Raw genomic sequence first — 23,857 nt, 5'->3', positions numbered from 1 at the left:
ACTGCGACAAGGCTTTACAACAAACCTTACTTTTCTATGGTTCCGTCTACCAAATGGATGATTTGATCTGATTTGTCGGCAAACTCATCATCATGCGTGACGGTGAGTATGGTTTGGCCGTTTTCCTGGGACAATTGCTGAAACAAGTCAAAGACCAGGCCTGTGTTGTGACTGTCTAAGTTTCCGGTAGGCTCATCTCCCATGATGATCAAGGGGTCATTGATCAATGCCCTGGCTATGGCAACCCGCTGCTGCTGCCCCCCCGACAGGAGGGAGGCCCGTTTTTGCGCCTGATCCGCTACCCCCAATAGTTTTAACAATTCATAAGCCCTGTGCTCGGTCTCTTCCCTGCTGTATTTCGCTGCTTTCAAAGCGGGAAGCATGATGTTCATCAAAGAAGAGAACTCAGGCAGCAAATAATGAAACTGAAAGACAAAACCGATGTGTTCATTACGGAAGCCGGCCAGCCAGCGGTTGCTTTTGCCCTTCATTTCCTTTCCGTCGATTTTGATGCTGCCCTGGAAGTCTGTATCCATGGTGGAAAGCAGGTAAAGCAGGGTGGACTTTCCGCTTCCTGATTTTCCGGTAATGGAGATGAATTTTCCTTTCTCCAAGCTGAAACTGATGTCCTTCAATACATGGAAGGGCTTGGGAGAATGGAAGTACTTGTTGATATTTTTGATTTCCAAAACTTGCATGTTGTTATCCTCTTAAAATGGAGATGGGGTCTAATTTGGCCGCCTTCCGGGAAGGCAAAAAGCCAGACAGAGAAGTAGTAAGTATCCCGAAAGTGATTCCTGAAATGTAATAGACAGGATCAAAGCTCATTGGGAGGTGGTCCATGGTCACAATCACATCGCTCTCAAAAGGGGCCTTGGAGGTGGCGTAAGACAAGAGAAAACCAAACGCCAGCCCAAGTATCGATCCTATGACGCCGATGACGACCGCCTGGGTGAGAAAGATCCACCTGACATCCACATCCGAAAATCCCATGGCCTTCAATATGGCGATATCCTTCATTTTCTCATATATCATCATGGTGAGGATGTTGAAAATTCCGAAGCCGGCCACCAGCAGGATGGTTCCCGCCACCCCGTACACGATCATGTTTCTCAATATGTCTCCTTCCAACAGGGCCGCATTGTCTGTTTTCCAGTCGGAGCCCTGATAATCATATCTTTTTTGAAATTTCTTCAGCAAATCCGGAGCTTCTTCCATTTCATGGATTTTGATTTTAATGTCCGTGATGAAAGTGGACGGCACGCCCATAAAACCCTGTGCGGTTTTCAGGCTTACATAACTTTGTTTTTGATCAATTTCTGAGATTCCTGTTTTGATAAGGCCAATGATCGTGACCAGGAAGTTTCTGCCGTTTTCAGTCGTGATCGTGATTTTATCCCCGAGGGCTACATTCATGTTTTTTGCCAGGGTGCTACCTATGACCATGCTGTTGGGCTGCGTGGAAAGCTCGTTGAAACTCCCGGCAATCAATTTGTTCTCCAACCCAAAGAGCTGGTTTTCGTCTTCGAAGACGATTCCATTGACAATGCCGTTGATGGAAATGGGACCGAGCCTGTAAAAGACTTGCGTGGTAATGGTGCCTGATACGGCCAGGATGCGCTCATCCTCCCTTAATTCCGCGACCACTTTGGTTCCGTCTTTTAGATTGGCTGGCCGTTCTTTGGGCCTGAGGTGGTGGACGTGGTTGATGTCCTGTGGAAAACGGGTATCCAAATGAGTGGTTTCGGCAATTTTACTTTCATTGAAAAGGCGGAGGTGGGCGGACTGCTCAAAAGCGACATCCTGCACATAATTGTTTGTCCCCTTGATGAAACTGACCATGAATATGAATACCGTGATGCCGAAGGCCACGCCGGCGGTGGCGACGAGTGTCTGCTTCAGCTTGGCCCTCATATGGGTGAAGGCGATTTCAATGGCAAGCCTGCCTTCTTTTATCCTGTTCATTTTCCTTTGGGTTTAAGAATGCCCTCATTCAGGGAAAGGCCGGATTTGATTTCTACCCATTCTCCTGTTTTAATGCCGGTCCTTACTTTTTGGGAAACCCGTCCGTCCACCGTTTCCACGATCACACTGTCCCCTTCCAGCAGATAGTCATTGGGGATGACCAGGGCAGGGGTTTTTTCGCGGACGATGATGGTGGCTTCGGCCGTGGATTGCGGAAAAAAATCATGGCTGCCATCGACCAACGCTTCTACCATAAAGCTTCTGGTTTCTTTTTGTAAAACAGGGTTGATTCTGCTTACGGTGGCTTCGAACTGGCTTTCCGGAAAAGGGTCTGTTTCGAAAAGCACCTTCTGGCCAGGCCGGATCAAAGCGATGTCCCTTTCATCAATCAGAAGTTCCAGCTTGAACCTGGACCCGTCTCCGATCATTACAAGCGGTTCAAATGCCTGTGGAAGTTCACCTTCCCTGCGGTAAACGCTGAAGACTTTGCCGCTGATTTTGCTCTTCAGTTCCTTTCCCTGCCGGGTATGCTGAAACTGGGCCAGGTCTTTTTCTCTTTGGAGAACTTCATTTTCCAACTCCCTGCGCAGGGATTCGTATTGCCGCTGCAGGTTATGGTAATGTGCCGAGCTGGTTGCTGCCTGTAGGATACTCCGGTCTGCTTCCCGCTGGGAAACGGCTTTTTCGGTAGCCAGTTCACGGTTTTTGACCGCCTCAATGGAGTCGTGAAGGAACTGGGTTTCCGCCAGCCGGATTTTCCCCTTTATTTCCCCAAACAAGGCTTCTTCTTCATTGAGGTTTTGCCTGGCTATGGCTACTTGCTGCTGTAAAAGCGACAACTGCTGTTGTTCGCTCTCGCTGCCCAGTATGATCACGGTTTCACCGCTTGAGACGGTTTGACCTTCCTCGACCATTATTTTCAGAATCCGGTCGGGCTGCGTCGGTTTCAAAATATCCAACTCCACCGGGAGGATTTCCCCCGATGCGTAAACACCTTCATTGATGAGCCTTTCCTGTACGGTGTAAACTTCCTCGGCATCGGAACATGCAGCCAGCAAAGCGCAGGCCATGCCTATACCTATAAGTGTTGTGGTTTTCATTTTATGGGAGGTTTTGTAGATAATCCAATTCTATGAGTTGCTGCCAATAGGCCAGCCGTGCATCTCCGGCTTTTTGCCGGGCAAGACTGAAATCCTGTTGGATCTGTCGGTATTCGAAGAGGTCCGCCCTGCCTTTTTCCAGTTTCAGCCGGCTCAGTTTTTCATTCTCCATAGCGAGCTTGAGGTTCTGCTCCTCTGATTTCCACGTGCTCAAGGCACTCTCCAGGGATAATTTTGCTTTCATGAACCGGCGTTCGTTCTCTTGCATTTGGTGTTCAAATTCAAGCTCTGCAGCCCGCATGGCAGACCTGTATTGCTGGGGCCGGTAGAGGGTTTTTTGCATGGAAAGCAAAGGGAGCCTCAATCCAATTCCCACAAATCCGACATCAAACCAGCCTGTGTTGCTTATAAAATTCAGAGATTCTCCAAATCCCACTTTTTGGAAGCTGCCATTGAGGGATAGCCTCGGCATATATTGGGAACGGATGGATTTGTATTGCTGCCGGGAAATCTGCATTTCAAGCAAATGACGGGTATAATCAGGTAAATCTTCTCTTGAGAACGTCAGTACCATTGCCATATCCGGTAACTCCTGGTGAGGGTCAAGCCCAAGAGGTTCTGTCAGCGGATAACCCATCCAGAACTTGAGATCCACAAGGGCCAGGTCCAGGGATTTCCGGGATTGCTGCCGGGTATCTTCCAACTCGTTGAGCAGGCTTTTGGATACGTTGAAGCTGATCTGGTCGATCTGTCCTTCTTCAAGGAGCCGGCCCATCAGCCGGTGACTTTCGGTGTGGGCACTCAGCCTGTCTGTGTCAAGTTCGAGCAGTAAATTTTGATGCAGCGCCTGAAAATAAGCCATGGTTACGTTCCGGATTAATAGTTTTTTCACGGCCACCACATCCTCCTCCGCGGCCTGGGCCTGCAGGGTAGCCAGTTTGATGTCTTCCCAGGCGGAAGGATCGATGAGGTTCCAGTTGGCATTTGCGCCTATGTTTCCCATCCAGGGCATCCCCATTCTTACCGGCACAAAGGAGCCTTCGGGTTCGCCTATCAATTCGCCCGGAAAGACCTGCACCGGTATTTTCCAGTAATGATCCAGCGCCGCCGAAAAGTCAATTTCAGGCAGCAGGGCCGAAACGGCTGCTTTCTTTTGGAAATCGCCGGTCTCTTGCTTTTGTTTATTAACCATCAGTTCATCATTATGGAGCAGGGCATATTCCAGGCATGCGTCCAAAGTCCATTCCTGCGCTGCCAGACAGGTGGGGAGCAGTAAAGCCCATCCCAGCAAAATCGATCTTGGTAAGCTCATAGTTACTGAAGTTTTTTTTGTTCTTTATTAAAAGAACTTTTTGGTTAAATTTTTTAAGTTGTTTTATCCAATTCAATGGTTCTCTTCCATCTTTCCAGCACAATGGGCAGTTCGATGATTAACATTTTATATAATAAAGAGGCATTTTCCAGTTGCTGTGCGGTTACGTCATCATCCTGCCGGTCATATTTTATATCATGGAGCATATCTGACATGAGTTTGAACCTGTTGATCATGACTTCTTTATTCAGCATCTTGTCAAAACTGGCATAAAAGTACCTCTTCCTTTGTCCGCCAATGGTTTTTGAATCAATCATGTTCACGGATTCCAGGTATTTCAGCGCATTGGAGATGGCGCTTTTACTTACCTGGAAGAACCGGACAAGGTCTTCAAAGGTGGCGCCGGGGTCCCTCGTGTAAAGAATGTAAACATAAGTCCTGGCAGCTACGGGACTCAGCCCCATTTTTTCCATGGTGACCCCATATGCTTCAATCTTTTTCCTGAATTTCTCCATTTACCCTATTTTTACAGTGCAAATATACGCAATAGACTGGTTCTTTCAATAGAGAACCAAGAATAATTTTTGCAAAAAAAATCATTCAACGGAAATCCTGTAGGCGCATCTTCTGGCTCCTTTAATGATATGTTCCACCCGTTTTACCTTTACCCCCTGGCCAAGCACGCTGCGGAAGATATTTAACTCCGACCGGCAAAATGCCTGGCAGGCTTCTGCCGCGGCACATATGGGGCAATGATTTTCCACCAATAGGTGACCCTGCTCATCTTCAAAATATTCCGCCATGTAACCTTCTTTGGTTCGGATTTCTGCCAATTTCCTGACTTTTTCAGCTAGTGACTCTTCTTCTTTAAGGGCATGCCCGTACCTGGCTTCTCCTTTTTGCTCATGGGTTTTGATAATGGATTCAAGGGCTTCCTCTCCCAGGGTTTCCCTGATCATCTGTATCATGTTCACAGTGAGCTCCGCATGGGCATCCGGAAAGCGTGCGTGTCCACGGGCCGTAAGCGACCATATTTGTTGAGGACGCCCCCGTCCTTTGGAAACATTCTCCGATTTTACCAGCCCTTCGCCGGCTAGCTTGAGCAGATGAAAACGGGCGCCTTCCACCGTCACTTCCATCATCTGTGCGATTTCTTTTAAAGGCAGATCGCCTTCTTTTTTAAGGATCCAGATTGCTTTTTCGTTATCCGGCAAATTAATATTCATAATAAACAAAGTAAATATTTGGTTTATTAATTCAAAGGTACTAATTTTGGCTCAAACAATGAAATTTTAAGATGGAAACCCGGACCCAAAATTCTGCATTTAAGACAGCCAAAAGCAAGGAAAACTATCTGATTACCGGGGCTACGGGGACTGTGGGCAGGTTGATTGTCAGCGAATTGCTGCACCGGGGGAAGTGCGTAAAGGCATTGAGTAGAAATCCGGAAAAGGCCACTTTCCCCGATGGAGTGGTGGCAATAAAAGGAGACTTGAATGATCCGGGTTCGCTGAAGGATGCCTTTCAGGGGATAACAGGCATGTACTTGATCACCATCAGCGGTGAAAGTTTTGAACCGCTGGAATTTGTGGTGTCCTGGTACAAAAACACACCCCCGGAAGGTTATACCGTAGTCCCCACTGTAGAGGAAGTGACGGGACAGCCCGCCCATACCTTCAGGCAATGGGCAAAAGAACACAGGAATAATTTTGAAACAGCGAAATAGATTACGCTAACCAATAACCCATATCGTTATGAAAATAGCAATTTTGAATGGAAGTATCCGGCCTGAAAGACAATCTGTCAAGGTAGCGTGGTATTTAGAAAAACAATTGAGGGACAGAGGGCTGGATGTGGATCTGATTGACCTGGCAGAATATCCTTTGCCGATGTACGGTGCCTCGGACGGACTGTCCAAGGTTTATGAAGACAATGTGGACTTGGTTGCGGCCAGGCTCAAGGCTGCCGACGCCATGATTTTTGTGACGCCGGAATATCACGGCACGTTTTCCGGCGTATTGAAAAATGCCTTGGATTATTATTGGGAAGAATTCAGCAAAAAGCCGATTGGGGTGGCTACCGCATCGGCGGGGAAAATGGGGGGCATCAACGCTTCCACGCAACTGCAGCACTTGATTTTAAGTTTGGGGGCTTATGCACTGCCGGTGAAATTTCTGGTGTCGGGTATCCAAACCGCATTCAATGAGTCCAATGAGCCTGTGGAGAAAGCTGTACAACAGTCGGCCAAACGGTTTTTGGATGAATTTATATGGCTGTCGGAAGCGGTATTCCTGAAGAAAACAAACCCGGAGTGTGTGCCTGCATAATAAAAATTAAAAAAAAGTAGTATCTGCTGTCACATTTTTGGCGTCTGAACTGTCCTGATAGGAATAACCGGATGTTCAATTTGCAGGATCATGAAAGTAAAAAAAGAAAAAGAAAAAGAAGTTTTGGTATTTAAAACCGATACACCCCTGGACACGGATCTTTCTTATGTGTCAGAGGGGTTGGAAAGCGTGGATGGTATAGTGAACTGGAATTTTGATCTGGAAGACAGGGATAGGATTTTCCGCGCAGTAGTCATCAATGTGGAACCGGAAAGGATCATTTCCAAGCTCCAGGGAGTTGGGATTTGGGCAGAAGAGCTTATTTAATTAGCCCGATTTTTATCAAGTTTGAAATTGACCAATAAGACTTAAGTACAAATCGCATTTTATTGATCAATAGGATGAGCGAACAAGCAGAACAAAACACCTCAGGCCAGGCGGAAGCTCCCATAGAAAAGGACCAGCTGCAAGCTTATTTTGAGAGGATAGGTTATCAGGCAAAATGGTCGGCTACACTGGATTGTTTTCGGACCATCCACCGCCTCCATCCCCAATGTATCCCCTTCGAGAACCTGAACCCCTTTTTGAGGATTCCGGTGCGATTGGGAAAAGATGACTTGGTAAAAAAACTTATTCATGACCAAAGGGGCGGGTACTGTTTTGAACATAACCTGCTTTTTGGCCAGGTGCTGAAGTCTTTGGGATTTCGGGTGAAGGGATTGGCAGCCAGAATACTTTGGAATGCGCCTGTGGGGGCCATCACACCCAGAGGACACATGCTACTGCTGGTGGAAGCAGAGGAACAGACCTACCTAGCAGACGTGGGTTTCGGGGGATTGACCCTTACTTCCCCCTTGCTTTTACAGCCCGATTTGGAGCAGGAGACGCCCCATGAGCTTTTTCGGTTGATCATGGACAGGGATCAATACGTTCTCCAGGTAAGCATCAAAGAGGTATGGAAATCGGTATACAGCTTTAGCCTGGAAGAACAGTTCCAACCGGATTACGAAGTTACCAACTGGTACCTTTCCAATCATCCTGATTCCCATTTTGTCACAGGTTTGATTGCGGCCAGAAGCGCGCCGGGTGTGCGTTATGCCTTAAGAAATAGCCAATTATCCGTCCATTATGTGGAGGGGCCGACAGAGAAAAGAGTGCTGGAAAGTGCCGGGGAAATCAAGCGTGTTTTACAGGATACTTTCCAAATCCGGTTACCGAAGGAGGATGAACTCGGAAATGCATTCGAACGCATTATCCTCCCTTAAGGTGGAACACGGATTGCACGGGTTCTGCGGATTAGCGCGGATTTATTTATGGAAAACCGATCGGTAGCTCTCCGGCAATTAATCTGTGTAAATCTGAGTAATCTGTGGTTTCTAAAAAAGGGGATGGACCACGGATTCCGCGGATTGGCACAGATTTGTTTTCGAAAAAATTGGCCGGAAGTTCTCCGGCAGTTAATCTGTGAGAATCTGGGTAATCTGTGGTTTGTTGAATCAATCAGACAGGCATACGATTTATACCGAAGAAGAACCTTGGGCTGTTTTTATCCGTACATACGAACATTATAGGCCGGAATATCAAATATACGATCCACTGCATTGGTCTACCATGTAAGCTGAAAGGGATATAGGCAAGACGGTTTTAGCATCTCTACTTTTTATGGACAATTTTACAGGAGCCTTTAATTTCAAAAATCAGGCGGCATTTAAAGCACTTTTTGATCAGTATTATACCCCTTTGACCCGATATGCTTTGCGCTTTTTGGCGGATCCGGCTGTAGCTGAAGAGATTGTTCAGGATTTGTTTATCTATCTGTGGGAGCACAAAGATGAGCTGAAGGTGAATGGCCCGGTAAAGGCATACCTGTATCGCGCCGTTAAAAACAGGGCGATCAATTACCTCAAAAGCAAAAGTCATCATCTTCATCAAAACATGCAGGATATAGACGCAGTACACCATCTAGATCACGAAGCTGACCAAACCCTGCGGGTCCGGGAACTGAATGAACTGCTGGAAAAGGTTTTCCGGACATTGCCAGTCCAGACCGCCTCGATTTTTGTCATGAGCAGGCAGGGGGGAATGAGCCATTCTGAGATAGCCCAAGAGCTCAGCATTTCGAAAAAGGGCGTTGAATACCATGTCGGTTCAGCGCTTAAAGTCATCAGGGAGGTATTGAAGAAATACGGGTACCTCATAGCCATCGTGCTTTTTTTAAAAATAGTTTTATTTTTTTCTAGGGTAGTTCCTGATTTTTTTGTCTTAGGTATATAACGTGAAAAAAATGAACGACGCACACATCGATCTGATGATACGCTACCTGAAAAATGAGGCCTCCACTGCGGATCGGCGTATTTTGGAAGAATGGATGCGTGTCCCGGAGAATCGGCTGAGATTCGAGGAAATAAAGAAAAGTTGGGAAGTGGCCGCAGACCTGCATAGGGATTTTGTGCCTGATGAAGGTAAAGCATGGGACAGTATCCAAAGAAGGCTGATTGCTGGAAAAACGGCTGCCGGATCTGCCGGGATTTGGCCGGCCCTGGTTCGGGCAGCCGCAGTAATTCTGGCGATAGTAACATTTACCTGGTTAGGCTTGCACTTGACCCGGGAAACGGATTCTGGGGATCAGATGCTCACGGAGTTGGCCACGACATCCTTTGCCGATTCCGTCCAGTTAAGTGACGGGACGGTGGTTTGGTTAAATAAGCAGACCAGAATACGTTTTCCGCAGGTTTTTGAAGGTCATGACCGCCGGGTTTTCCTGGAGGGGGAGGCATTTTTCGAAGTGGCGGCGGATGAAAGAAAGCCTTTTATCATAGAAACACCTTCGAATGAAATCCGCGTGCTTGGAACGTCTTTTAATTTGAAAGAAACCGAGGGGATTTCCGAAATAACGGTGGTTTCCGGGAAGATTTCTTTTTCCGAAAAAAATGATCCTGCCAATCTTGCCTATCTGGAAGCGGGCCAAATGGCGGCCTTTGACTTGAATAAACGCGTTATCAGGACCGCCGGTATGGATCCGAATGCACTTTTTTGGAGAACCGGAAGACTGGTTTTCCGAAATGCCGGACTGACTGAAATCACAACAGCCCTTTCCGGATATTACGGGGAAGCCATCCAACTCCAAGTGGAACATCCTCACGAATATACATTGACAACGGAATTTGAACGCCAGTCTCTTTCGGAAATAATAGAGATCATTTGTCTGACATTGGATTTGGAGTATGAAAAAAACGCCCATGGCTTTGTTCTAAAAGAATAGAAGGTCTTTTTGCCGGCTAAGCGCAGTGATAATATAACAACCAACTATTTAGAATATATGATGAGAAACAAAACAGCTATTTCGTGGAAGATGGCTCCATGGCTTTTTTTAGCGATTATTATTTTGGGAAGGACAGTGGCTTTTGCGCAGGAACCGGATTATTTGGAGAGAACCATCACATTTGAAAACACGCGTGTTTCAGCCAAAGCGGTTATACAAAATCTTAAAGATGTAGAAGGTATCTTGTTGTCTTACAACGAATCGGCTTTGGAATTGGAGGGTATGCTCCGTTTGCCGGCCCGGAAATTGACGGTTCTTCAAGCATTGGAAGTGCTTAAGGAACAGAAGGGGATAAGCTACCAATTGCACGGCAAACAGCTTATCCTTAAAAAAAGCAAAACCAATGAGGCAAATGAAACCGGAAGGCGCTTCAAAATAGAAGGGCAGGTGAGCCACCTGTCTACAGGAGAGCCTTTACTGGGCGCCACGGTGCGGGTAAGTCATTCAGGTAAAGGAGTGGTAACAGATACGAATGGAAAGTTTGAATTGGAAGTGCCGCCAGGTCAACAGGTATTGGCATTCGACCACGTGGGTTTTGAAAAAGTGGAAAAAACGCTGGAAATACAAAGAGATACCAAATTATCGGTCGAGTTGGGGGAATTTACCTCACAATTGGAAGAGGTGGTGGTCACAGCGAGAAGCTCCGAGGACAATGTGGCCTTGAACAGGGTTGGATTCAATGCCTTGGAAGCCAAAAAGATCGAACGGGTACCCGCTTTGTTCGGAGAAGCTGACCCCATCAAAGTACTCAAGATGCTCCCGGGAGTGGCGATGACCAGCGAAATCAGCAGTACTTATAGCGTCCGTGGCGGCGGTCATGACCAAAACCTGGTTTTGTTGGACAATGGCACGGTGTACAACCCGTCGCACCTGTTGGGTATCTTTTCGACTTTCAACATCGATGCCCTTCAGGGTATGGAATTTTATAAGGGTAACCTCCCGGCCAAGCATGGAGGCAGGTTATCCTCACTTTTGGATGTGCAGATGAAGGAAGGCAGCACGAAGAAATTTACCGGGAAAGGAGGTGTAAGTCCAATTGCGTCCAGATTGACGGTAGAGGTGCCCACGGTGAAGGGCAAAGGTTCTTTGGTGGTAGCTGGGAGAAGGACCTATATGGATTTGTTCACAGGGCTTGCCAATGATGAGGCCTTGCAATCCTCGACGTTGTATTTCTATGATTTTAATGTGAAAAGCCATTTAAAGTTGGATGAGAAGAATACCTTATACATTTCAGGTTATATGGGTAGGGATAAGTTCGGGGTTGACCTGGATGAATTTTCTCCCAGTATGGATTGGGGCAATATCAGTTCGACATTGCGTTGGAAGCACATTTTTCACCGGAATTTGGTTTCCAACCTCTCGGTGAACTTTAGCAAGTATGATTATCGGATGGGATTTCGGATAGAGGATTTCGACTTGGATTGGAAAGCTGATATCGCAGATTATGGTATCAGGTGGGATTTCGACTATTTTATTTCGCAAGACCACAACCTCAGTTTTGGGATCACCTCCACACTGCATGATTTCAAACCTGGAAATATGCGGGTACAGACACCGGAGACTGCCGGATCGGTCCGGGCATTGGACAGCAGATCCCTGGAACATGCCTTGTATATAGGTATGGAGAGCGCGTTTAATGAAAATAGATTTCTGATCAACCCCGGACTGAGACTGTCAGGCTTCCAGAATATAGGTCCCTATACCCTTTACGATTACGATGGGAATTACGAAGTGGCGGACACGACCAGGTACGACAGTTGGGAAACCTTCAATACCTATGTCAACCTGGAACCGAGACTGGCCATGACTTACAGGATAACCCCCGTTTCTTCGGTGAAAGCCGGTTTTGCCCGTTCATTACAATACCTGCATCTGGCTTCTAATTCTATAGGTGGAACGCCGCTGGACATTTGGGTACCTTCCACTCCCAATGTCAAACCCCAAAAATCAGATCAATATTCCATTGGTTTTTTCCAAAACCTGTTCGGCAATAAGATTGAAACTTCCATCGAGTATTTCTATAGGCATATGGCCAGCCAGATTGACTTTAAAGACCATGCGGACATCTTACTCAATGAGCAACTGGAAGGGGAGTTTAGGTTTGGGAAAGGGTATGCCTCGGGGATTGAAATGATGATCAGCAAGCCTGAGGGCCGTCTCAACGGATGGATCAGCTATACTTTTTCCAAGTCCATGCGAAGAATAGAAGAAGTAAACGAAGGGGACTGGTACAGATCGCCATTTGACCGGCCGCATAATCTGGCAGTTGTCGCCAATTACGAATTGAGTCCCAGAGTCGATTTATCGGCCAATTGGGTTTATTTCAGCGGTATGCCTTTTACAGTGCCGTCGGGTAAGTACTACTATCAGGGCACGATGGTTCCCATCTACACGGAACGCAATGGGGACAGGATGCCCGATTATAAACGGCTGGACATCAGCCTGACCGTGAAAGGGAAAAACCAGGAGGCCAAAAGAATACGGAGTTCTTGGAATTTTTCGATCTACAATGTACTGAATCAAAAAAACCCATCTTTCATCAACTTCCAGGCAAATGAAAACAACCCCAACCAAACACAGGCCATGATGTATTACTTGTTGCCCATTTTGCCTTCTGTCTCCTGGCTGTTTGAATTTTAAATACGGAAATCGAAGACCAATGATAAAGAACATAATACTGAATAATTACCTGAAAACCAGATGCTGTCAAATTTTGATAACCTGGGGATGGATAGGACTGTTTTGCCTGAATGTTTCGTGTTCCGAGGAAATTGACTGGGACGTTCGGGAATCGGGTCCACGAATGACTGTGGACGGAGCCGTGACCAATGAAGAGAAAATACATTCCGTGCAGCTAAGTATGAGCCAGGGGCTGTTTGAAGAAAAAGCCAATACGGGAATCAGCCATGCCATGGTACGTGTACATGACGGGGAACAAACGTTCATTTTCGAGGAAGATCCTGAAAACAGCGGCCATTATCTCTCGGCGGACCCTTTTGCCGGGGAGGTCGGCAAAAATTATCGCTTGGAAATCGAACTGCCCGAGGCCATTGATGGTATCACAACGCTGCAGGCTTCAGCGACAATGGCGCATCAACTGGCTCTCGACTCGGTCACTGTGATAAATGAAGTTTTCGTTGGTGAGGAAGCATATACCGTCAGGATATTTGGTCCGAAACCTACCCAACCATTCAACTATTACCTGATACATGTCTTTAGAAACGGAGAAAAATTGACCAAAGACCTGGTAGACCTGATTTTGTTGGACAACGCGGACATCGAAGGTTTTCATGTCAACAACATCCCCATATACAGAAGCGAAGATATTGGGGAAGGGGATGTCATCACGTTGGAAGTACACTCCCTGACAAAAGCGTATTTCACTTTTCTTACCCATACCATCAGCTCGATTCAGGGAAACGACATGATGGGGATCAGTGGCCCCCCGGCTAATGCAATAGGCAATCTTGGCGCCGAAGTAATGGGGTATTTTCATGCAGCGCCCATATTCCGTATTTCCCGAGTAGCAGAATGAAAAGCATAAAACCAAAAATATCATGATCAATATTCTGAAACCTACGGACTCATTTGTTTCCTATCAAAAAGGATGGGAAAAGTCCCTGAAAAACATGGAGGAGTTTAACAGCCATGGGGCCACCGTATTACCGTCCCTGCGCCATGTGGGCAGAAAAAGACAAAAAGAATAGGAAGTCAACGCACATTTTTTGATCTGACGGTTGACCGAAGATTGGCCATGAGGGGAGGTGATCAGGATTGAATTTTGCCCATCAGCAGGTAAAAATTGAAATCCGTCATCGGCATCCGTGAAACCGAGGTTCCTTCCAATCGTCACCACCTGTCCTCTGTGGTAGGTACTATGGTTCATACAGTGCTGAATGAATTCGAAACGCGGCTGCTCGGAGGCAAACCAGGGTGTTTTGAGCGGGATTTTCTCTTGTATGGCTTCATCATCCAGTGAGGCTATAAAGTCGGCCAGCTCTTGGGATTGCTGTCTCAAGCCTTCTAAAACCTCCTGAGCCGAAACAGGCCGCTCTTCTCCTTCCCAAGTGGCATCGTCCCGATATTGTTTTTTCAGCACATCCAGCCAAAACTGCTGGGTATCCCAGATATGTTTCAGTGTCAGTTTGATGGAAGGAAAACTTGAAGGGACCTCCGTTTCCATTTGATCAGTAGGCTTGGTTTTTAGCCAACTGACCAATTGCTCATTGGCCCACTGGTTATAGACGGCATAATCTTTCATCAATGCGGCTACAGAAATGGATTTTGTCATGGTGCTGTACATGGTTTGATTGGGGTTAGGATTTGAAATTTTTGATATGGAACAAAGTAAACCGGCCGGAATGACAACCCTATGTCAGTAGGATTGATTTTTCCGGAAAATTCATAGGTTATATTTTAATCATTTGATTAAAATATTTGTTTAATATAAGAATATCCTTTACCTTTGGATTGTTAACTGCGGTGAATGATGAAAAAAGACAAGCTTGTTTCCAACCAGGACCCTTCTACAGAGGAAAAGATCAAAAATGCTGCCCGTAAAGTGTTTTACCAAAAGGGGTTTGCCGCAACCAGAACCAGGGACATCGCCCAAGAGGCAGGTATTAACCTGGCCTTGTTGAACTACTATTTCAGAAGCAAGCAAAAGCTGTTTGACATCATCATGTTGGAAACCATTCAAGGTTTCTTTCAGTCAATGCGCGCCGTATTTAATGATCCACAAACTTCTTTGGAAAAAAAGATAGAAATACTTGTAGACAGATACATCGACCTGCTTGTGCATGAGCCAGAAATTCCCCTGTTTATTATGAGCGAAATACGTACCGACCCACAAGGTTTGGTCGAGAAAATGGACATAAAAAACATACTGCTCAATTCCTATCTGGTGAAGCAATACGAGGAAGCAGCGGGAACAGGAAAGGTAGCTTCCCAAAACCTGCTCCATTTCTTGATGAACCTGATAGGTCTGATGGTTTTTCCGTTTATCGCATCCCCCTTGATCAAAATCATAGGGGCAATGGACGATGAAAAATTCAATGTACTGATGGAAGAAAGAAAAAAACTGATTCCGGTATGGATTGGGGCCATGTTTAAGAAAACTTAAATTTTTTTGGGCGTGTATTAATCAAATGTTTAAAACAAAATAATTAATAATATGATTAATGTTAAATTTCTCTTTATCGGTACAGTGTTGCTTGCCCTGCACACGCGCTGGGCACCTGCTCAGCACAGGGAAACACTCACCATCGAAGTGGCTGTTGCACGGGCGGAGGAACATTATCCTCTGGTCAGGCAATATGCACTTATAGAGCAATCAAGGGCCTATTCCGTGGAAAACGCCTCCAAAGGATATTTCCCGCAGGCAAGCCTGGCCGGGCAGGCCTCTTACCAGTCCGATGTGACGCGGTTACCTTTTTCTCTTACCAATATGGAAGTCCCTGTGGTCAGCAGGGATCAGTACAGGATTTATGGAGAAGTGGTGCAGCCCATCACGGATGTTTTCAGGACAATACCCTACCGACGCAATCTGGCGGATGCCCAAGCAGAAGTGGACAAAAAAAAGCTGGAAGTGGAATTGTACCAGCTCCGCGACCGGGTACAGCAGTTGTTTTTTGGCATCCTGTTGATAGACGCACAGCTGGAGCAGACAGTCCTGTCCCAAGCAGATGTGCGATCAGGCATGGAACAACTACAGGTAGCAGTGAAACATGGGGCGGCCCTACAGAGCAGCATGGACCTGCTTAGGGCAGAATCCCTCAAATTGGACCAAAAGACGATCGAACTGGCATCGGCCAGGAAAAGCTATCTGAACATGTTGGGAAGCTTTACTAATCTGCATCTGGATGAAACAACAGCTTTTGAAATACCGGTCATGTTGGTTCCTTCCGGAGGCATCAACAGGCCGGAACTGGCCCTCGTTGAGCAGCAAAAACGGGTGTTGGCCATAAAAGAAGGTTTGTTGAGGGCGGCCATTCGGCCCCGCTTCAGTCTGTTTTTTCAGGGCGGGTATGGCCGGCCGGCTCTGAACATGCTGAACAACGACTTTGACCTTTATTACATTGGAGGGCTTAGGCTAAATTGGAACCTTTCCGGCTTTTACACCTACAAAAATGAAAGGCAAGCACTGAGGATCCACAGAAATTCGCTCGATCTGCAAGCGGAAACATTTTTGTTCAACGCAGACCTCTCCCTGCAACAGCAGGGTGTGGAATTGGGCAAACTGCAGGAATTGATGGTCAAGGACAGGGAGATCATCGCGCTTAGGGAATCCATCAAAGGTAACGCCCAAAACCAATTGGCCAACGGCACCATCACTGCGCATGATTATGTCAAGGTCGTCCATGAAGAGGACAGGGCCCGGCAGGAAATGGCCCTTCACAGGATCCAATACCTGATGGCGCAGTACAAGCATCAATTTATATCCGGAGATTAACCCTCCAACCTTTCACTGTATCAAATGAGAATTAATCTATCGAAAAAACAATCAGACACATGAAAAGTTTGCAAAACTTGATCTTTTTCGCCGGCTTTGGCCTGATGACCATAGGCTGTGGGCAAAATGATGAATTTGATGCATCCGGCGCTTTTGAAGCGGTCGAGACCATCATCTCATCCGAAGCAACCGGAGTGATCCGGCAACTTGACCTGAGAGAAGGGGATGATCTCCAGCCAGGACAGTTTATAGGCTTTGTGGACAGCACACAGCTGTATTTGAAAAAGCAACAGCTGTTATCCCAAATAGAAGCCTTACTAGTCAAAAGACCGGATATCCCCGTGCAACTGGCCCATCTGGAAGAACAGTTGCGGGCCACAGAAAAGGAAAGAACCCGTATGGCTACCCTGAGAGAAGGAAATGCTGCCACGGAAAAGCAACTGGATGATATCACCGCGCAGACGGAGGTTTTGACAAGGCAACTGCAGGCCCAGAAGTCCTCTCTCCGGATTGCCTATGAGGGTATTGACCGGGACATAAAACCGCTGCAGATACAGGTGACGCAGCTTGAGGATCAGTTGAAAAGACACAGGATAGACAATCCGGTAAGAGGCACCGTCCTTACCAAGTACGCGGAATCCAGCGAAGTCACGGCTCCAGGAAAGCCGCTCTATAAGATTGCCGATCTTTCAACCATGATACTTCGCGTGTACATTACCGGCAACCAGCTGGCCCGGATCAGGCTCAACCAAAAGGTGGGGGTTTTTACCGACGATGGGCAAGGCGGTTATAAAGAAACGGAAGGCGTGGTTTCCTGGATCAGTGACAAAGCGGAGTTTACCCCGAAAGCCATTCAGACCAAAGACGAAAGAGCCAGCCGGGTGTACGCGGTTAAGGTACGTGTAGATAATGACGGTACCTATAAAATCGGAATGTATGGGGAGATCCGTTTTGATAAAGATGCTCAACCTGCTGGATGATGGGAGATATTGTGCTTAACCGGTTGACTAAAACCTATGGAAAAGGGGAAATCAAGGCGGTAGATGAGGTATCCTTTTCCGTAGAAAAAGGTGAGCGTTTTGGTCTGATAGGGCCGGACGGGGCCGGCAAGACCAGTATTTTCCGGATGTTGGCCACTTTACTGCTTCCCGATGGAGGTACTGCGTCCGTAAGCGGTTATGACGTAGTCGGGGATTTCAGACAGATCCGCAGGCACATCGGCTATATGCCAGGGAAGTTTTCCCTTTATCAGGACCTGTCCGTAGAAGAAAACCTTGGCTTTTTCGCCACCGTCTTTAACACCTCTGTCCGGCAAAATTATGACCTGATCAAGGACATATATGTGCAGCTCGCTCCCTTTAAACAACGAAGGGCAGGAGCCCTTTCGGGTGGAATGAAGCAAAAACTGGCCCTCTGTTGTGCGCTTATCCACCGCCCAAAGGTGCTATTTTTAGACGAACCTACCACCGGGGTGGACAGCGTATCCAGAAAGGAATTCTGGGAAATGCTTAAGGGCTTAAAAAAGGAGGGGATCACCGTTTTGGTTTCCACACCCTATATGGATGAAGCCTCGCTATGTGAAAGGATCGCCCTCATGCAGTCAGGAGAGATGCTGACCATTGATTCGCCTGATGAGATTATCAGAAATTTCAAAGGCGATCTGTACGCTGTCAGGGCTTTTCCTATGAGCCAACTGCTGGGCGTTCTAAAGAAGAACCCATTGGTAGCCAGCTGCTTTTCCTTTGGCGAATACCACCATATTACCTTCAAGGACGAAAGCGTGGACGGGCAATCCGTGACCATGAAGGAACTGTTGCTTTTTAACGAACTGACAGATCAGGGATACGAAGAGCTGGAAATAAAGCGGATCACGCCCACCATAGAAGATTGTTTTATCCAACTGATGAACCGATGAACAAGGAGATCGTTATCCAAACAGAAAAACTCACCAAACGGTTTGGGGATTTTGTGGCCACCGATGCCATCACGTTTGAAGTGTATGCCGGAGAGATTTTTGGATTTCTGGGAGCCAACGGTGCCGGTAAGACCACGGCCATGCGGATGCTTTGCGGCCTGTCCCAACCCTCTTCCGGTGAGGCCAGGATAGCCGGCTTTGATGTGTATACCCAAACCGAGGAAATTAAAAAAAACATCGGCTACATGAGCCAAAAGTTTTCTTTATATGAAGACCTGACGGTAAGGGAAAACATAGAATTTTTTGGCGGGATATATGGTCTTTCGCTCAAATACATCCGTGAAAAATGCCGCGAACTGATCCTGCAGCTCGGATTGGAGAAAGAAGCGGACAAACTGGTAGGTTCCCTGCCATTGGGCTGGAAGCAGAAGCTGGCATTCTCGGTGGCCATCTTCCACGAACCCAAGATTGTATTCCTGGATGAACCCACCGGCGGGGTAGATCCCATTACGCGCAGGCAGTTCTGGGACCTGATATACGCCGCAGCGGACAGGGGGATCACCATATTTGTTACCACCCATTACATGGATGAAGCCGAGTATTGCCACCGGATATCCATGATGGTGGATGGTGTCATAAAAGCATTGGATACGCCCGCCAACCTAAAGAAACAGTTCGGAGCGTCCTCCATGGACGCCGTGTTTTATGAAATGGCACGGGGTGCCACACGAAAATCTGATTGACCATGAAGCAGTTTATTTCTTTTGTCAGAAAAGAGTTTTACCATGTCTTCCGTGATAAGAAGACCTTGCTGCTCCTTTTCGGGTTGCCGATTGCCCAAATTATCTTATTTGGCTTTGCGTTGACCAACGAAATCAAAGATACCAAAATCGTCATAGTGGACTATGCCGGCGACTTGGGAAGTCAGCGCATCATTGACAAGTTTGTGGCGAGCGATCACTTTCAGATAGAAAAACGCCTCATGAGTCACTTGGAGATAGAACAGGCTTTTAAGGAAGGTACAGTCAAAATGGCATTGGTTTTTCCCCCGGCGTTTACCGAGGATCTGCTTCATCTTCACAAGGCGCAGGTGCAGCTTATCACCGATGCTTCCGACCCGAACGTGGCCACTACCATCAGCAGCTTCGCCAACGCCATCATTATGGATTATCAAGGGGAGTTGATGCACGCCAAACCCCTGCCTTATCAGATCAATACGGAAACCAGGATGGTGTATAATCCCGAACTGAAAGGGGCGACCAACTTTGTCCCGGGTGTCATGGCCCTGGTGCTTTTGTTGGTGTGTGTGCTGATGACTTCTGTTTCCATCGTGAAGGAAAAGGAAAACGGGACCATGGAAATCCTGCTGGTTTCCCCGTTCCATCCTTTTATGGTGATCATTTCCAAGGCGGTCCCTTATCTGGTGCTGTCTTGGATCAACCTGATTGTCATTGTGTCACTGAGCGTGTTTCTAATGGATATGCCGGTCAATGGCAGCCTGGGGCTGCTGTTTGCGGAAAGTACCCTCCTGATCATCACAGCGCTTTCCATAGGTTTGTTGATCTCCAATGTCACCGATTCACAGCAGGCGGCCATGCTGATTTCCCTGATGGGCATGTTGCTGCCCACCATGCTTTTTACCGGATTCATGTTTCCCCTTGAAAACATGCCCCTGGCTTTACAGTGGTTTTCCAACATCGTCCCTTCCAAATGGTACTACATCATTGTCAAGTCCATCATGATCAAGGGACTGGGGTTTAGCGCCATCTGGAAAGAAACCCTGATTCTGCTGGCAATGACAGCGGTATTGCTGACCATAAGCGTAAAGAAATTTAAAATCAGATTGGAATGAAGACATTAAAGTTTTTACTGAAAAAAGAGTTCAGGCAGATTTTCAGAAATCCCACCATTCTGAAACTGGTCATGCTGGTGCCGGTGATACAGCTTTTGATCTTGCCTTTGGCGGCGGATTTTGAGATTAAGAACATCCTCATTGCGGTAGTGGATCAGGACCAGTCCAGCTATTCAAGGCGATTGGTTTCCAAAGTGGCAGCGGGCGGGTATTTTAAGGTGGTAGACCATGGCACTTCTTTCCCGGAGGCATTTCAGCTTTTGGAGAGGGATCAGGCGGATTTGATACTGGAAATTCCCAGGGGTTTCGAGAGAAACCTGATCCGGGAGGAAAGCGAGCAGCTGTACGTGGCCATCAACGCCATCAACGGTGCCAAAGCCAATGTCGGCGGGGTATATCTCAGGAATATTGTTTCAGATTTCAATCAGGACATCCGTACAGAACTGGTCATGCCCCGGCGGTTTCAGGCTGCTCCTGCCATTGAAGTGGCCGCCATCAACCGCTTTAATCCCCTGCTGAATTACCGCTATTTTATGGTGCCCGGTATATTGGCTTTTCTCGTTACGCTGGTGGGCACTTACATCTGTTCTCTCAATTTGGTAAAAGAAAAAGAAACCGGTACGATTGAGCAGGTCAATGTGACCCCGATCAGGAAACACCATTTTATATTGGGTAAACTGATTCCCTTTTGGGTGATCGGGATGTTTATCTTCAGTGTGGGGCTGTTTTTGATCGCGGGACCGGTGTACGGCATCACGGCGGCCGGGAGCATCGGGTTGCTTTATGCGTATCTGGGACTTTATCTGGTGGCTGTATTGGGGATAGGCTTGCTGATTTCCACCTATGCCCGTACCCAGCAGCAGGCCATGTCGCTTGCCTTCTTTTTCATCATGATTTTTCTTTTGATGAGCGGGCTGTTTACCCCGATTGAAGGCATGCCCGAATGGGCCAAATGGATCACCCGTCTGAACCCGGTAACCTATTTTATCGAGGTCATGCGGATGGTGATCATGAAGGGCAGCGGTTTCAGGGAGCTTGTAAGCCATTTTCTGGTCATGGCAGGCTTTGCCGTTTTCTTTAACAGCTGGGCGGTGTTGAATTACAAGAAGACGGGTTGAAGGGGTGGAAGACTGATGGAGAGGGTGTCATCTGTGGTTTTTAAAAAAAGGGTGGACCACGGATCCCGCGGATTCTGCGGATTGGCGCGGATTTATTTTCGGAAAACGGATCGGACGCTATCGGGTGGCAATAAATCGGTGGGAATCTGGGTCATCTGTGGTTTTTGAAAAAAGGTGGACCACGGATCCCGCGGATTCTGCGGATTGGCGCGGATTTATTTATAGAAAATTGGCCAGAAGACCCCCAGCAAATCATCTGTGTGAATCTGGGTAATCTGTGGTTTAAAAAAAGGGGGGACCACAGATTCCACGGATTCTGCGGATGGGCGCGAATTTATTTTCGAAAAACTGACCGGACGCTCTCCGGCATTTACTATGGGAAACTGGGTGATTTGTGGTTTAAAAAAGAGAAGATCCAAGGATGTGTGAAAAAATAAATTACATGGATTATTTTTTCGTTAACTTAAAATTATAAAATTCTAAATGTTCCTCCATAGTTTTGGGGTAGTACGGATTTACAAACACCTTGCCATTTAATAGAAACGGATTACGCAGCATTCTCTCGCTATTCTTTCCAAGTGAACTTTCTATCAGTTTTCTACCATCCAAATCAAAGACAGTTAAGTATCCTTGGTTATCCATAGGATTTTCTTCATCTATATCAATATGAAATCTATAAATAGTATTAGTGTTAAAATCAATTAACGGGATGTTGAAATTTGTTAACAATCTGTTTCCAGATAGAATAATGTTGGTTGCTTCAGGTGCTGAAAAATTTATACCATTTTTTATTTCAAGATCTATACTAATCATCGTTTTGTTATTTATATTATATATAAAAACTTTTGATGAAAAGCCGAATCCATAAATAATATGATTGTTTTGAATGCTGTATACAGCTCTCTCATGTTGGCCGAAAGTTAAGCCGCCCGGTAGTTTAAATTCTTCTGGAAAATAAATATCAATTGGACTTATTTCTATATTTAGGCTTTCATCTATCTTTAGTTTTACAAATAACGGATATTGTGGATAGTTTTCATTGATATTTAAATTTGGTCGATATACCTGCAAAACATACTCATGTCTATTTATTCTGACCGAATGTGACATTTCGCTGCTTATATATAAATTATCGTTATATTTATTGCCAAATATCTTATCTAACTTATTTGGGATGTTAGTGGTGTTTAAAACACTACCATGATCATCTATGATATAAAAAGAAGGAAATGATTCTATTAAATAGGTGCTATCACTCAATGGAAAAAAACCCATTATTCCACTTGAGATTGAATGGGGACCGTCGTTTGTATTAATATTTATTTTCTTAATAAACTTTCCTCCTACAACGTCGGTGATAATTATATTTTTAAACCGATCTAAAAATGCATGCAGAAAAATCTCTTTATTGGCGATTTTTTCAATGGAAAGAGATGAAAAACAGGGGATACCAATATGTCCCCAAAATCAATAATTATTTTCTCAACTTCAAAATCATAATTTAACTCTCCGTTAACATCTTTCGAAGTACATGCCGAAAACATTAATAGTAATATAATCAAGACAATTTTCATAGGTTTACACAAGAAGATTTTGATCCGTGATCATATTGAATACTGTCCGTACAACAGTTGGTTTGGAAAACATGCTTAATGGTTACACAACCCATGCTCAGTAGGCTGCAAATGTCCCTTTTTAACCTGAATCCCCATTTGTCACAACATCGAATTAGGAAGCTAACCCTAACGAAATAGCAGCTTTACCCATAGCCATTTTCGTTTTTTATAGGGTCATATGGAACCTCTCATTTTCTATAGTTATCCCTATTGCTTAAAATTAAATGATGTTCTAATTTATAAAAGAAAATCCAAGCATGAACTATAAAACCCTCTGTTTTCCGTAAGCCGTATGGTTTTATTATCCATAAAAGGCTGCCCACAAACAGCCCTATAAAAAGCTGAACCAAAAGGTTTTTATAATTGAACAAATACCGGAAAAGAAAGCGAAGGGAGCGCTTTTCACTGTCTTCCCATTTCATCCTTTTGAAGTCCGGGGTTACTTCCAGCAAAAGGGTGATCCCTTCTTTGGTAGATTCATCGGCATTGGTTCCGATCCATCTGGCGATAAAATCCGATTTGGAAAGTGTAATCAGGCCGTAGGCGGGATCCGATAGGTACACTTCATCCTTTTTGATCCGGTACACCACCACACAGTGCCTTTTATCCCAATGGGCGATCAGGGGAAGCTGTGCGTGCTTCAGCCGGTTAAAATCAAGCTTCGCTCCAATAGTTTTAAACCCAATGGATTCTGCGGCTTCGCTAAGCTTAAGCAAGTTGCTTCCCGACCGGGTGGTTTCCGAAAATTCCCGGATTTCGTGCAAAGAGATCAGTTTGCCGTAATACTTGGCAATGATGCGCAGGCAGGTGGAGCCGCAATCTTTGGCATCGGGTTGTTTGTAGAAGGGAAATGTTGATTTCAAGAAAAGTAGTGTTTAA

At 46.1% G+C, this 23,857-nt stretch carries 24 protein-coding genes; 15 read left to right on the top strand and 9 right to left on the bottom strand.

The window, feature by feature from the left end:
• Positions 1-26: 26 nt before the first annotated feature.
• The 6 genes from ACFPFU_RS17340 to ACFPFU_RS17315 form a co-directional block, all read right to left on the bottom strand.
• Positions 27-698 carry an ABC transporter ATP-binding protein gene (locus tag ACFPFU_RS17340; RefSeq protein ID WP_377066362.1) on the bottom strand — a complete coding sequence of 224 codons (672 nt, stop codon included), beginning with the start codon at positions 696-698 and terminating at the stop codon, positions 27-29.
• Positions 699-702: 4 nt separating this feature from the next.
• Positions 703-1,965 carry an ABC transporter permease gene (locus tag ACFPFU_RS17335; protein WP_377066360.1) on the bottom strand — a complete coding sequence of 421 codons (1,263 nt, stop codon included), beginning with the start codon at positions 1,963-1,965 and terminating at the stop codon, positions 703-705.
• The gene (locus ACFPFU_RS17330; RefSeq protein ID WP_377066359.1) at positions 1,962-3,065 is read right to left on the bottom strand and encodes an efflux RND transporter periplasmic adaptor subunit; all 1,104 of its coding nucleotides are present in this window, start codon (positions 3,063-3,065) and stop codon (positions 1,962-1,964) included. The genes ACFPFU_RS17335 and ACFPFU_RS17330 overlap by 4 nt, the downstream gene beginning before the upstream one ends.
• Before the next feature lies 1 nt (position 3,066).
• Positions 3,067-4,377 (bottom strand): TolC family protein, encoded by a 1,311-nt coding sequence (locus tag ACFPFU_RS17325; RefSeq protein ID WP_377066357.1) that lies wholly within the window; start codon positions 4,375-4,377, stop codon positions 3,067-3,069.
• Between the two features lie 53 nt (positions 4,378-4,430).
• Positions 4,431-4,892 (bottom strand): GbsR/MarR family transcriptional regulator, encoded by a 462-nt coding sequence (locus ACFPFU_RS17320; protein ID WP_377066355.1) that lies wholly within the window; start codon positions 4,890-4,892, stop codon positions 4,431-4,433.
• Between the two features lie 81 nt (positions 4,893-4,973).
• Positions 4,974-5,603, bottom strand: a complete 630-nt coding sequence (locus ACFPFU_RS17315) for a helix-turn-helix transcriptional regulator (RefSeq protein WP_377066353.1) — start codon at positions 5,601-5,603, stop codon at positions 4,974-4,976.
• Positions 5,604-5,674: 71 nt separating this feature from the next.
• On the opposite strand from ACFPFU_RS17315, the gene ACFPFU_RS17310 reads away from it, so the two are divergent.
• From ACFPFU_RS17310 to ACFPFU_RS17275, 8 genes are all read left to right on the top strand, one after another.
• Positions 5,675-6,103, top strand: a complete 429-nt coding sequence (locus tag ACFPFU_RS17310; RefSeq protein ID WP_377066351.1) for an SDR family oxidoreductase — start codon at positions 5,675-5,677, stop codon at positions 6,101-6,103.
• 28 nt (positions 6,104-6,131) lie between these two features.
• Positions 6,132-6,704 (top strand): NADPH-dependent FMN reductase, encoded by a 573-nt coding sequence (locus ACFPFU_RS17305; protein ID WP_377066349.1) that lies wholly within the window; start codon positions 6,132-6,134, stop codon positions 6,702-6,704.
• Between the two features lie 90 nt (positions 6,705-6,794).
• Entirely contained in the window at positions 6,795-7,031 is a 237-nt protein-coding gene (locus tag ACFPFU_RS17300) for a hypothetical protein (RefSeq protein ID WP_377066347.1), read from the top strand.
• A gap of 74 nt (positions 7,032-7,105) precedes the next feature.
• Positions 7,106-7,969, top strand: coding sequence for an arylamine N-acetyltransferase family protein (locus ACFPFU_RS17295; RefSeq protein WP_377066345.1), 864 nt, complete (start codon positions 7,106-7,108; stop codon positions 7,967-7,969).
• A 397-nt stretch (positions 7,970-8,366) separates the two neighbouring features.
• Positions 8,367-8,978 (top strand): RNA polymerase sigma-70 factor, encoded by a 612-nt coding sequence (locus ACFPFU_RS17290; protein ID WP_377066343.1) that lies wholly within the window; start codon positions 8,367-8,369, stop codon positions 8,976-8,978.
• 10 nt (positions 8,979-8,988) lie between these two features.
• Complete coding sequence (locus ACFPFU_RS17285; protein ID WP_377066341.1) at positions 8,989-9,966, top strand: FecR family protein; 978 nt, start codon at positions 8,989-8,991, stop codon at positions 9,964-9,966.
• 57 nt (positions 9,967-10,023) lie between these two features.
• A complete protein-coding gene (locus ACFPFU_RS17280; protein ID WP_377066339.1) occupies positions 10,024-12,666 on the top strand; it encodes a TonB-dependent receptor in 2,643 nt (880 codons plus the stop codon).
• 19 nt (positions 12,667-12,685) lie between these two features.
• A complete protein-coding gene (locus tag ACFPFU_RS17275; protein WP_377066337.1) occupies positions 12,686-13,561 on the top strand; it encodes a DUF4249 family protein in 876 nt (291 codons plus the stop codon).
• Positions 13,562-13,624: 63 nt separating this feature from the next.
• On the opposite strand, the gene ACFPFU_RS17270 is transcribed toward ACFPFU_RS17275, so the two are convergent.
• Positions 13,625-14,317, bottom strand: coding sequence for a DinB family protein (locus ACFPFU_RS17270; RefSeq protein ID WP_377066335.1), 693 nt, complete (start codon positions 14,315-14,317; stop codon positions 13,625-13,627).
• A gap of 195 nt (positions 14,318-14,512) precedes the next feature.
• On the opposite strand from ACFPFU_RS17270, the gene ACFPFU_RS17265 reads away from it, so the two are divergent.
• From ACFPFU_RS17265 to ACFPFU_RS17235, 7 genes are read left to right on the top strand one after another with little or no spacing between them, the layout of a single operon-like run.
• Positions 14,513-15,148, top strand: coding sequence for a TetR/AcrR family transcriptional regulator (locus tag ACFPFU_RS17265; RefSeq protein ID WP_377066333.1), 636 nt, complete (start codon positions 14,513-14,515; stop codon positions 15,146-15,148).
• A gap of 51 nt (positions 15,149-15,199) precedes the next feature.
• Positions 15,200-16,477, top strand: coding sequence for a TolC family protein (locus ACFPFU_RS17260; RefSeq protein WP_377066331.1), 1,278 nt, complete (start codon positions 15,200-15,202; stop codon positions 16,475-16,477).
• Positions 16,478-16,536: 59 nt separating this feature from the next.
• The gene (locus tag ACFPFU_RS17255; protein ID WP_377066329.1) at positions 16,537-17,457 is read left to right on the top strand and encodes an HlyD family secretion protein; all 921 of its coding nucleotides are present in this window, start codon (positions 16,537-16,539) and stop codon (positions 17,455-17,457) included.
• Entirely contained in the window at positions 17,454-18,392 is a 939-nt protein-coding gene (locus ACFPFU_RS17250) for an ABC transporter ATP-binding protein (RefSeq protein WP_377066327.1), read from the top strand. Before ACFPFU_RS17255 ends, ACFPFU_RS17250 begins: the two co-directional genes overlap by 4 nt.
• A complete protein-coding gene (locus ACFPFU_RS17245; protein ID WP_377066325.1) occupies positions 18,389-19,135 on the top strand; it encodes an ABC transporter ATP-binding protein in 747 nt (248 codons plus the stop codon). The genes ACFPFU_RS17250 and ACFPFU_RS17245 overlap by 4 nt, the downstream gene beginning before the upstream one ends.
• Before the next feature lie 2 nt (positions 19,136-19,137).
• On the top strand, positions 19,138-20,244 hold the full coding sequence (locus ACFPFU_RS17240) for an ABC transporter permease (RefSeq protein WP_377066323.1): 1,107 nt from the start codon (positions 19,138-19,140) through the stop codon (positions 20,242-20,244).
• Positions 20,241-21,362 (top strand): ABC transporter permease, encoded by a 1,122-nt coding sequence (locus ACFPFU_RS17235; RefSeq protein ID WP_377066321.1) that lies wholly within the window; start codon positions 20,241-20,243, stop codon positions 21,360-21,362. Before ACFPFU_RS17240 ends, ACFPFU_RS17235 begins: the two co-directional genes overlap by 4 nt.
• 447 nt (positions 21,363-21,809) lie before the next feature.
• Here ACFPFU_RS17235 and ACFPFU_RS17230 read toward each other — a convergent pair whose 3' ends face one another.
• Both ACFPFU_RS17230 and ACFPFU_RS17225 read right to left on the bottom strand, forming a co-directional pair.
• Positions 21,810-22,637 (bottom strand): hypothetical protein, encoded by an 828-nt coding sequence (locus ACFPFU_RS17230; RefSeq protein WP_377066319.1) that lies wholly within the window; start codon positions 22,635-22,637, stop codon positions 21,810-21,812.
• A gap of 529 nt (positions 22,638-23,166) precedes the next feature.
• Positions 23,167-23,841 (bottom strand): cysteine peptidase family C39 domain-containing protein, encoded by a 675-nt coding sequence (locus ACFPFU_RS17225; protein WP_377066317.1) that lies wholly within the window; start codon positions 23,839-23,841, stop codon positions 23,167-23,169.
• Positions 23,842-23,857: the final 16 nt, after the last annotated feature.

Source organism: Negadavirga shengliensis, assembly GCF_042652345.1.
Lineage (GTDB): Bacteria > Bacteroidota > Bacteroidia > Cytophagales > Cyclobacteriaceae > Negadavirga > Negadavirga shengliensis.
Note: the sequence above shows the minus strand (reverse complement) of the source record. Positions and strands in the feature narration are given on the sequence as shown.

Excerpts from the sequence above, each read along its gene's own strand:
- ACFPFU_RS17230 (WP_377066319.1), bottom strand. The coding sequence starts at position 22,637 with ATGGGTTTTTTTCCATTGAGTGATAGCACCTATTTAATAGAATCATTT.
- ACFPFU_RS17330 (WP_377066359.1), bottom strand. The coding sequence starts at position 3,065 with ATGAAAACCACAACACTTATAGGTATAGGCATGGCCTGCGCTTTGCTG.
- ACFPFU_RS17260 (WP_377066331.1), top strand. The coding sequence starts at position 15,200 with ATGATTAATGTTAAATTTCTCTTTATCGGTACAGTGTTGCTTGCCCTG.
- ACFPFU_RS17245 (WP_377066325.1), top strand. The coding sequence starts at position 18,389 with ATGAACAAGGAGATCGTTATCCAAACAGAAAAACTCACCAAACGGTTT.
- ACFPFU_RS17335 (WP_377066360.1), bottom strand. The coding sequence starts at position 1,965 with ATGAACAGGATAAAAGAAGGCAGGCTTGCCATTGAAATCGCCTTCACC.
- ACFPFU_RS17275 (WP_377066337.1), top strand. The coding sequence starts at position 12,686 with ATGATAAAGAACATAATACTGAATAATTACCTGAAAACCAGATGCTGT.
- ACFPFU_RS17265 (WP_377066333.1), top strand. The coding sequence starts at position 14,513 with ATGATGAAAAAAGACAAGCTTGTTTCCAACCAGGACCCTTCTACAGAG.
- ACFPFU_RS17305 (WP_377066349.1), top strand. The coding sequence starts at position 6,132 with ATGAAAATAGCAATTTTGAATGGAAGTATCCGGCCTGAAAGACAATCT.
- ACFPFU_RS17285 (WP_377066341.1), top strand. The coding sequence starts at position 8,989 with ATGAACGACGCACACATCGATCTGATGATACGCTACCTGAAAAATGAG.
- ACFPFU_RS17235 (WP_377066321.1), top strand. The coding sequence starts at position 20,241 with ATGAAGACATTAAAGTTTTTACTGAAAAAAGAGTTCAGGCAGATTTTC.
- ACFPFU_RS17290 (WP_377066343.1), top strand. The coding sequence starts at position 8,367 with ATGGACAATTTTACAGGAGCCTTTAATTTCAAAAATCAGGCGGCATTT.
- ACFPFU_RS17315 (WP_377066353.1), bottom strand. The coding sequence starts at position 5,603 with ATGAATATTAATTTGCCGGATAACGAAAAAGCAATCTGGATCCTTAAA.
- ACFPFU_RS17295 (WP_377066345.1), top strand. The coding sequence starts at position 7,106 with ATGAGCGAACAAGCAGAACAAAACACCTCAGGCCAGGCGGAAGCTCCC.
- ACFPFU_RS17340 (WP_377066362.1), bottom strand. The coding sequence starts at position 698 with ATGCAAGTTTTGGAAATCAAAAATATCAACAAGTACTTCCATTCTCCC.
- ACFPFU_RS17310 (WP_377066351.1), top strand. The coding sequence starts at position 5,675 with ATGGAAACCCGGACCCAAAATTCTGCATTTAAGACAGCCAAAAGCAAG.
- ACFPFU_RS17250 (WP_377066327.1), top strand. The coding sequence starts at position 17,454 with ATGATGGGAGATATTGTGCTTAACCGGTTGACTAAAACCTATGGAAAA.
- ACFPFU_RS17325 (WP_377066357.1), bottom strand. The coding sequence starts at position 4,377 with ATGAGCTTACCAAGATCGATTTTGCTGGGATGGGCTTTACTGCTCCCC.
- ACFPFU_RS17240 (WP_377066323.1), top strand. The coding sequence starts at position 19,138 with ATGAAGCAGTTTATTTCTTTTGTCAGAAAAGAGTTTTACCATGTCTTC.
- ACFPFU_RS17320 (WP_377066355.1), bottom strand. The coding sequence starts at position 4,892 with ATGGAGAAATTCAGGAAAAAGATTGAAGCATATGGGGTCACCATGGAA.
- ACFPFU_RS17270 (WP_377066335.1), bottom strand. The coding sequence starts at position 14,317 with ATGACAAAATCCATTTCTGTAGCCGCATTGATGAAAGATTATGCCGTC.
- ACFPFU_RS17280 (WP_377066339.1), top strand. The coding sequence starts at position 10,024 with ATGATGAGAAACAAAACAGCTATTTCGTGGAAGATGGCTCCATGGCTT.
- ACFPFU_RS17255 (WP_377066329.1), top strand. The coding sequence starts at position 16,537 with ATGAAAAGTTTGCAAAACTTGATCTTTTTCGCCGGCTTTGGCCTGATG.
- ACFPFU_RS17300 (WP_377066347.1), top strand. The coding sequence starts at position 6,795 with ATGAAAGTAAAAAAAGAAAAAGAAAAAGAAGTTTTGGTATTTAAAACC.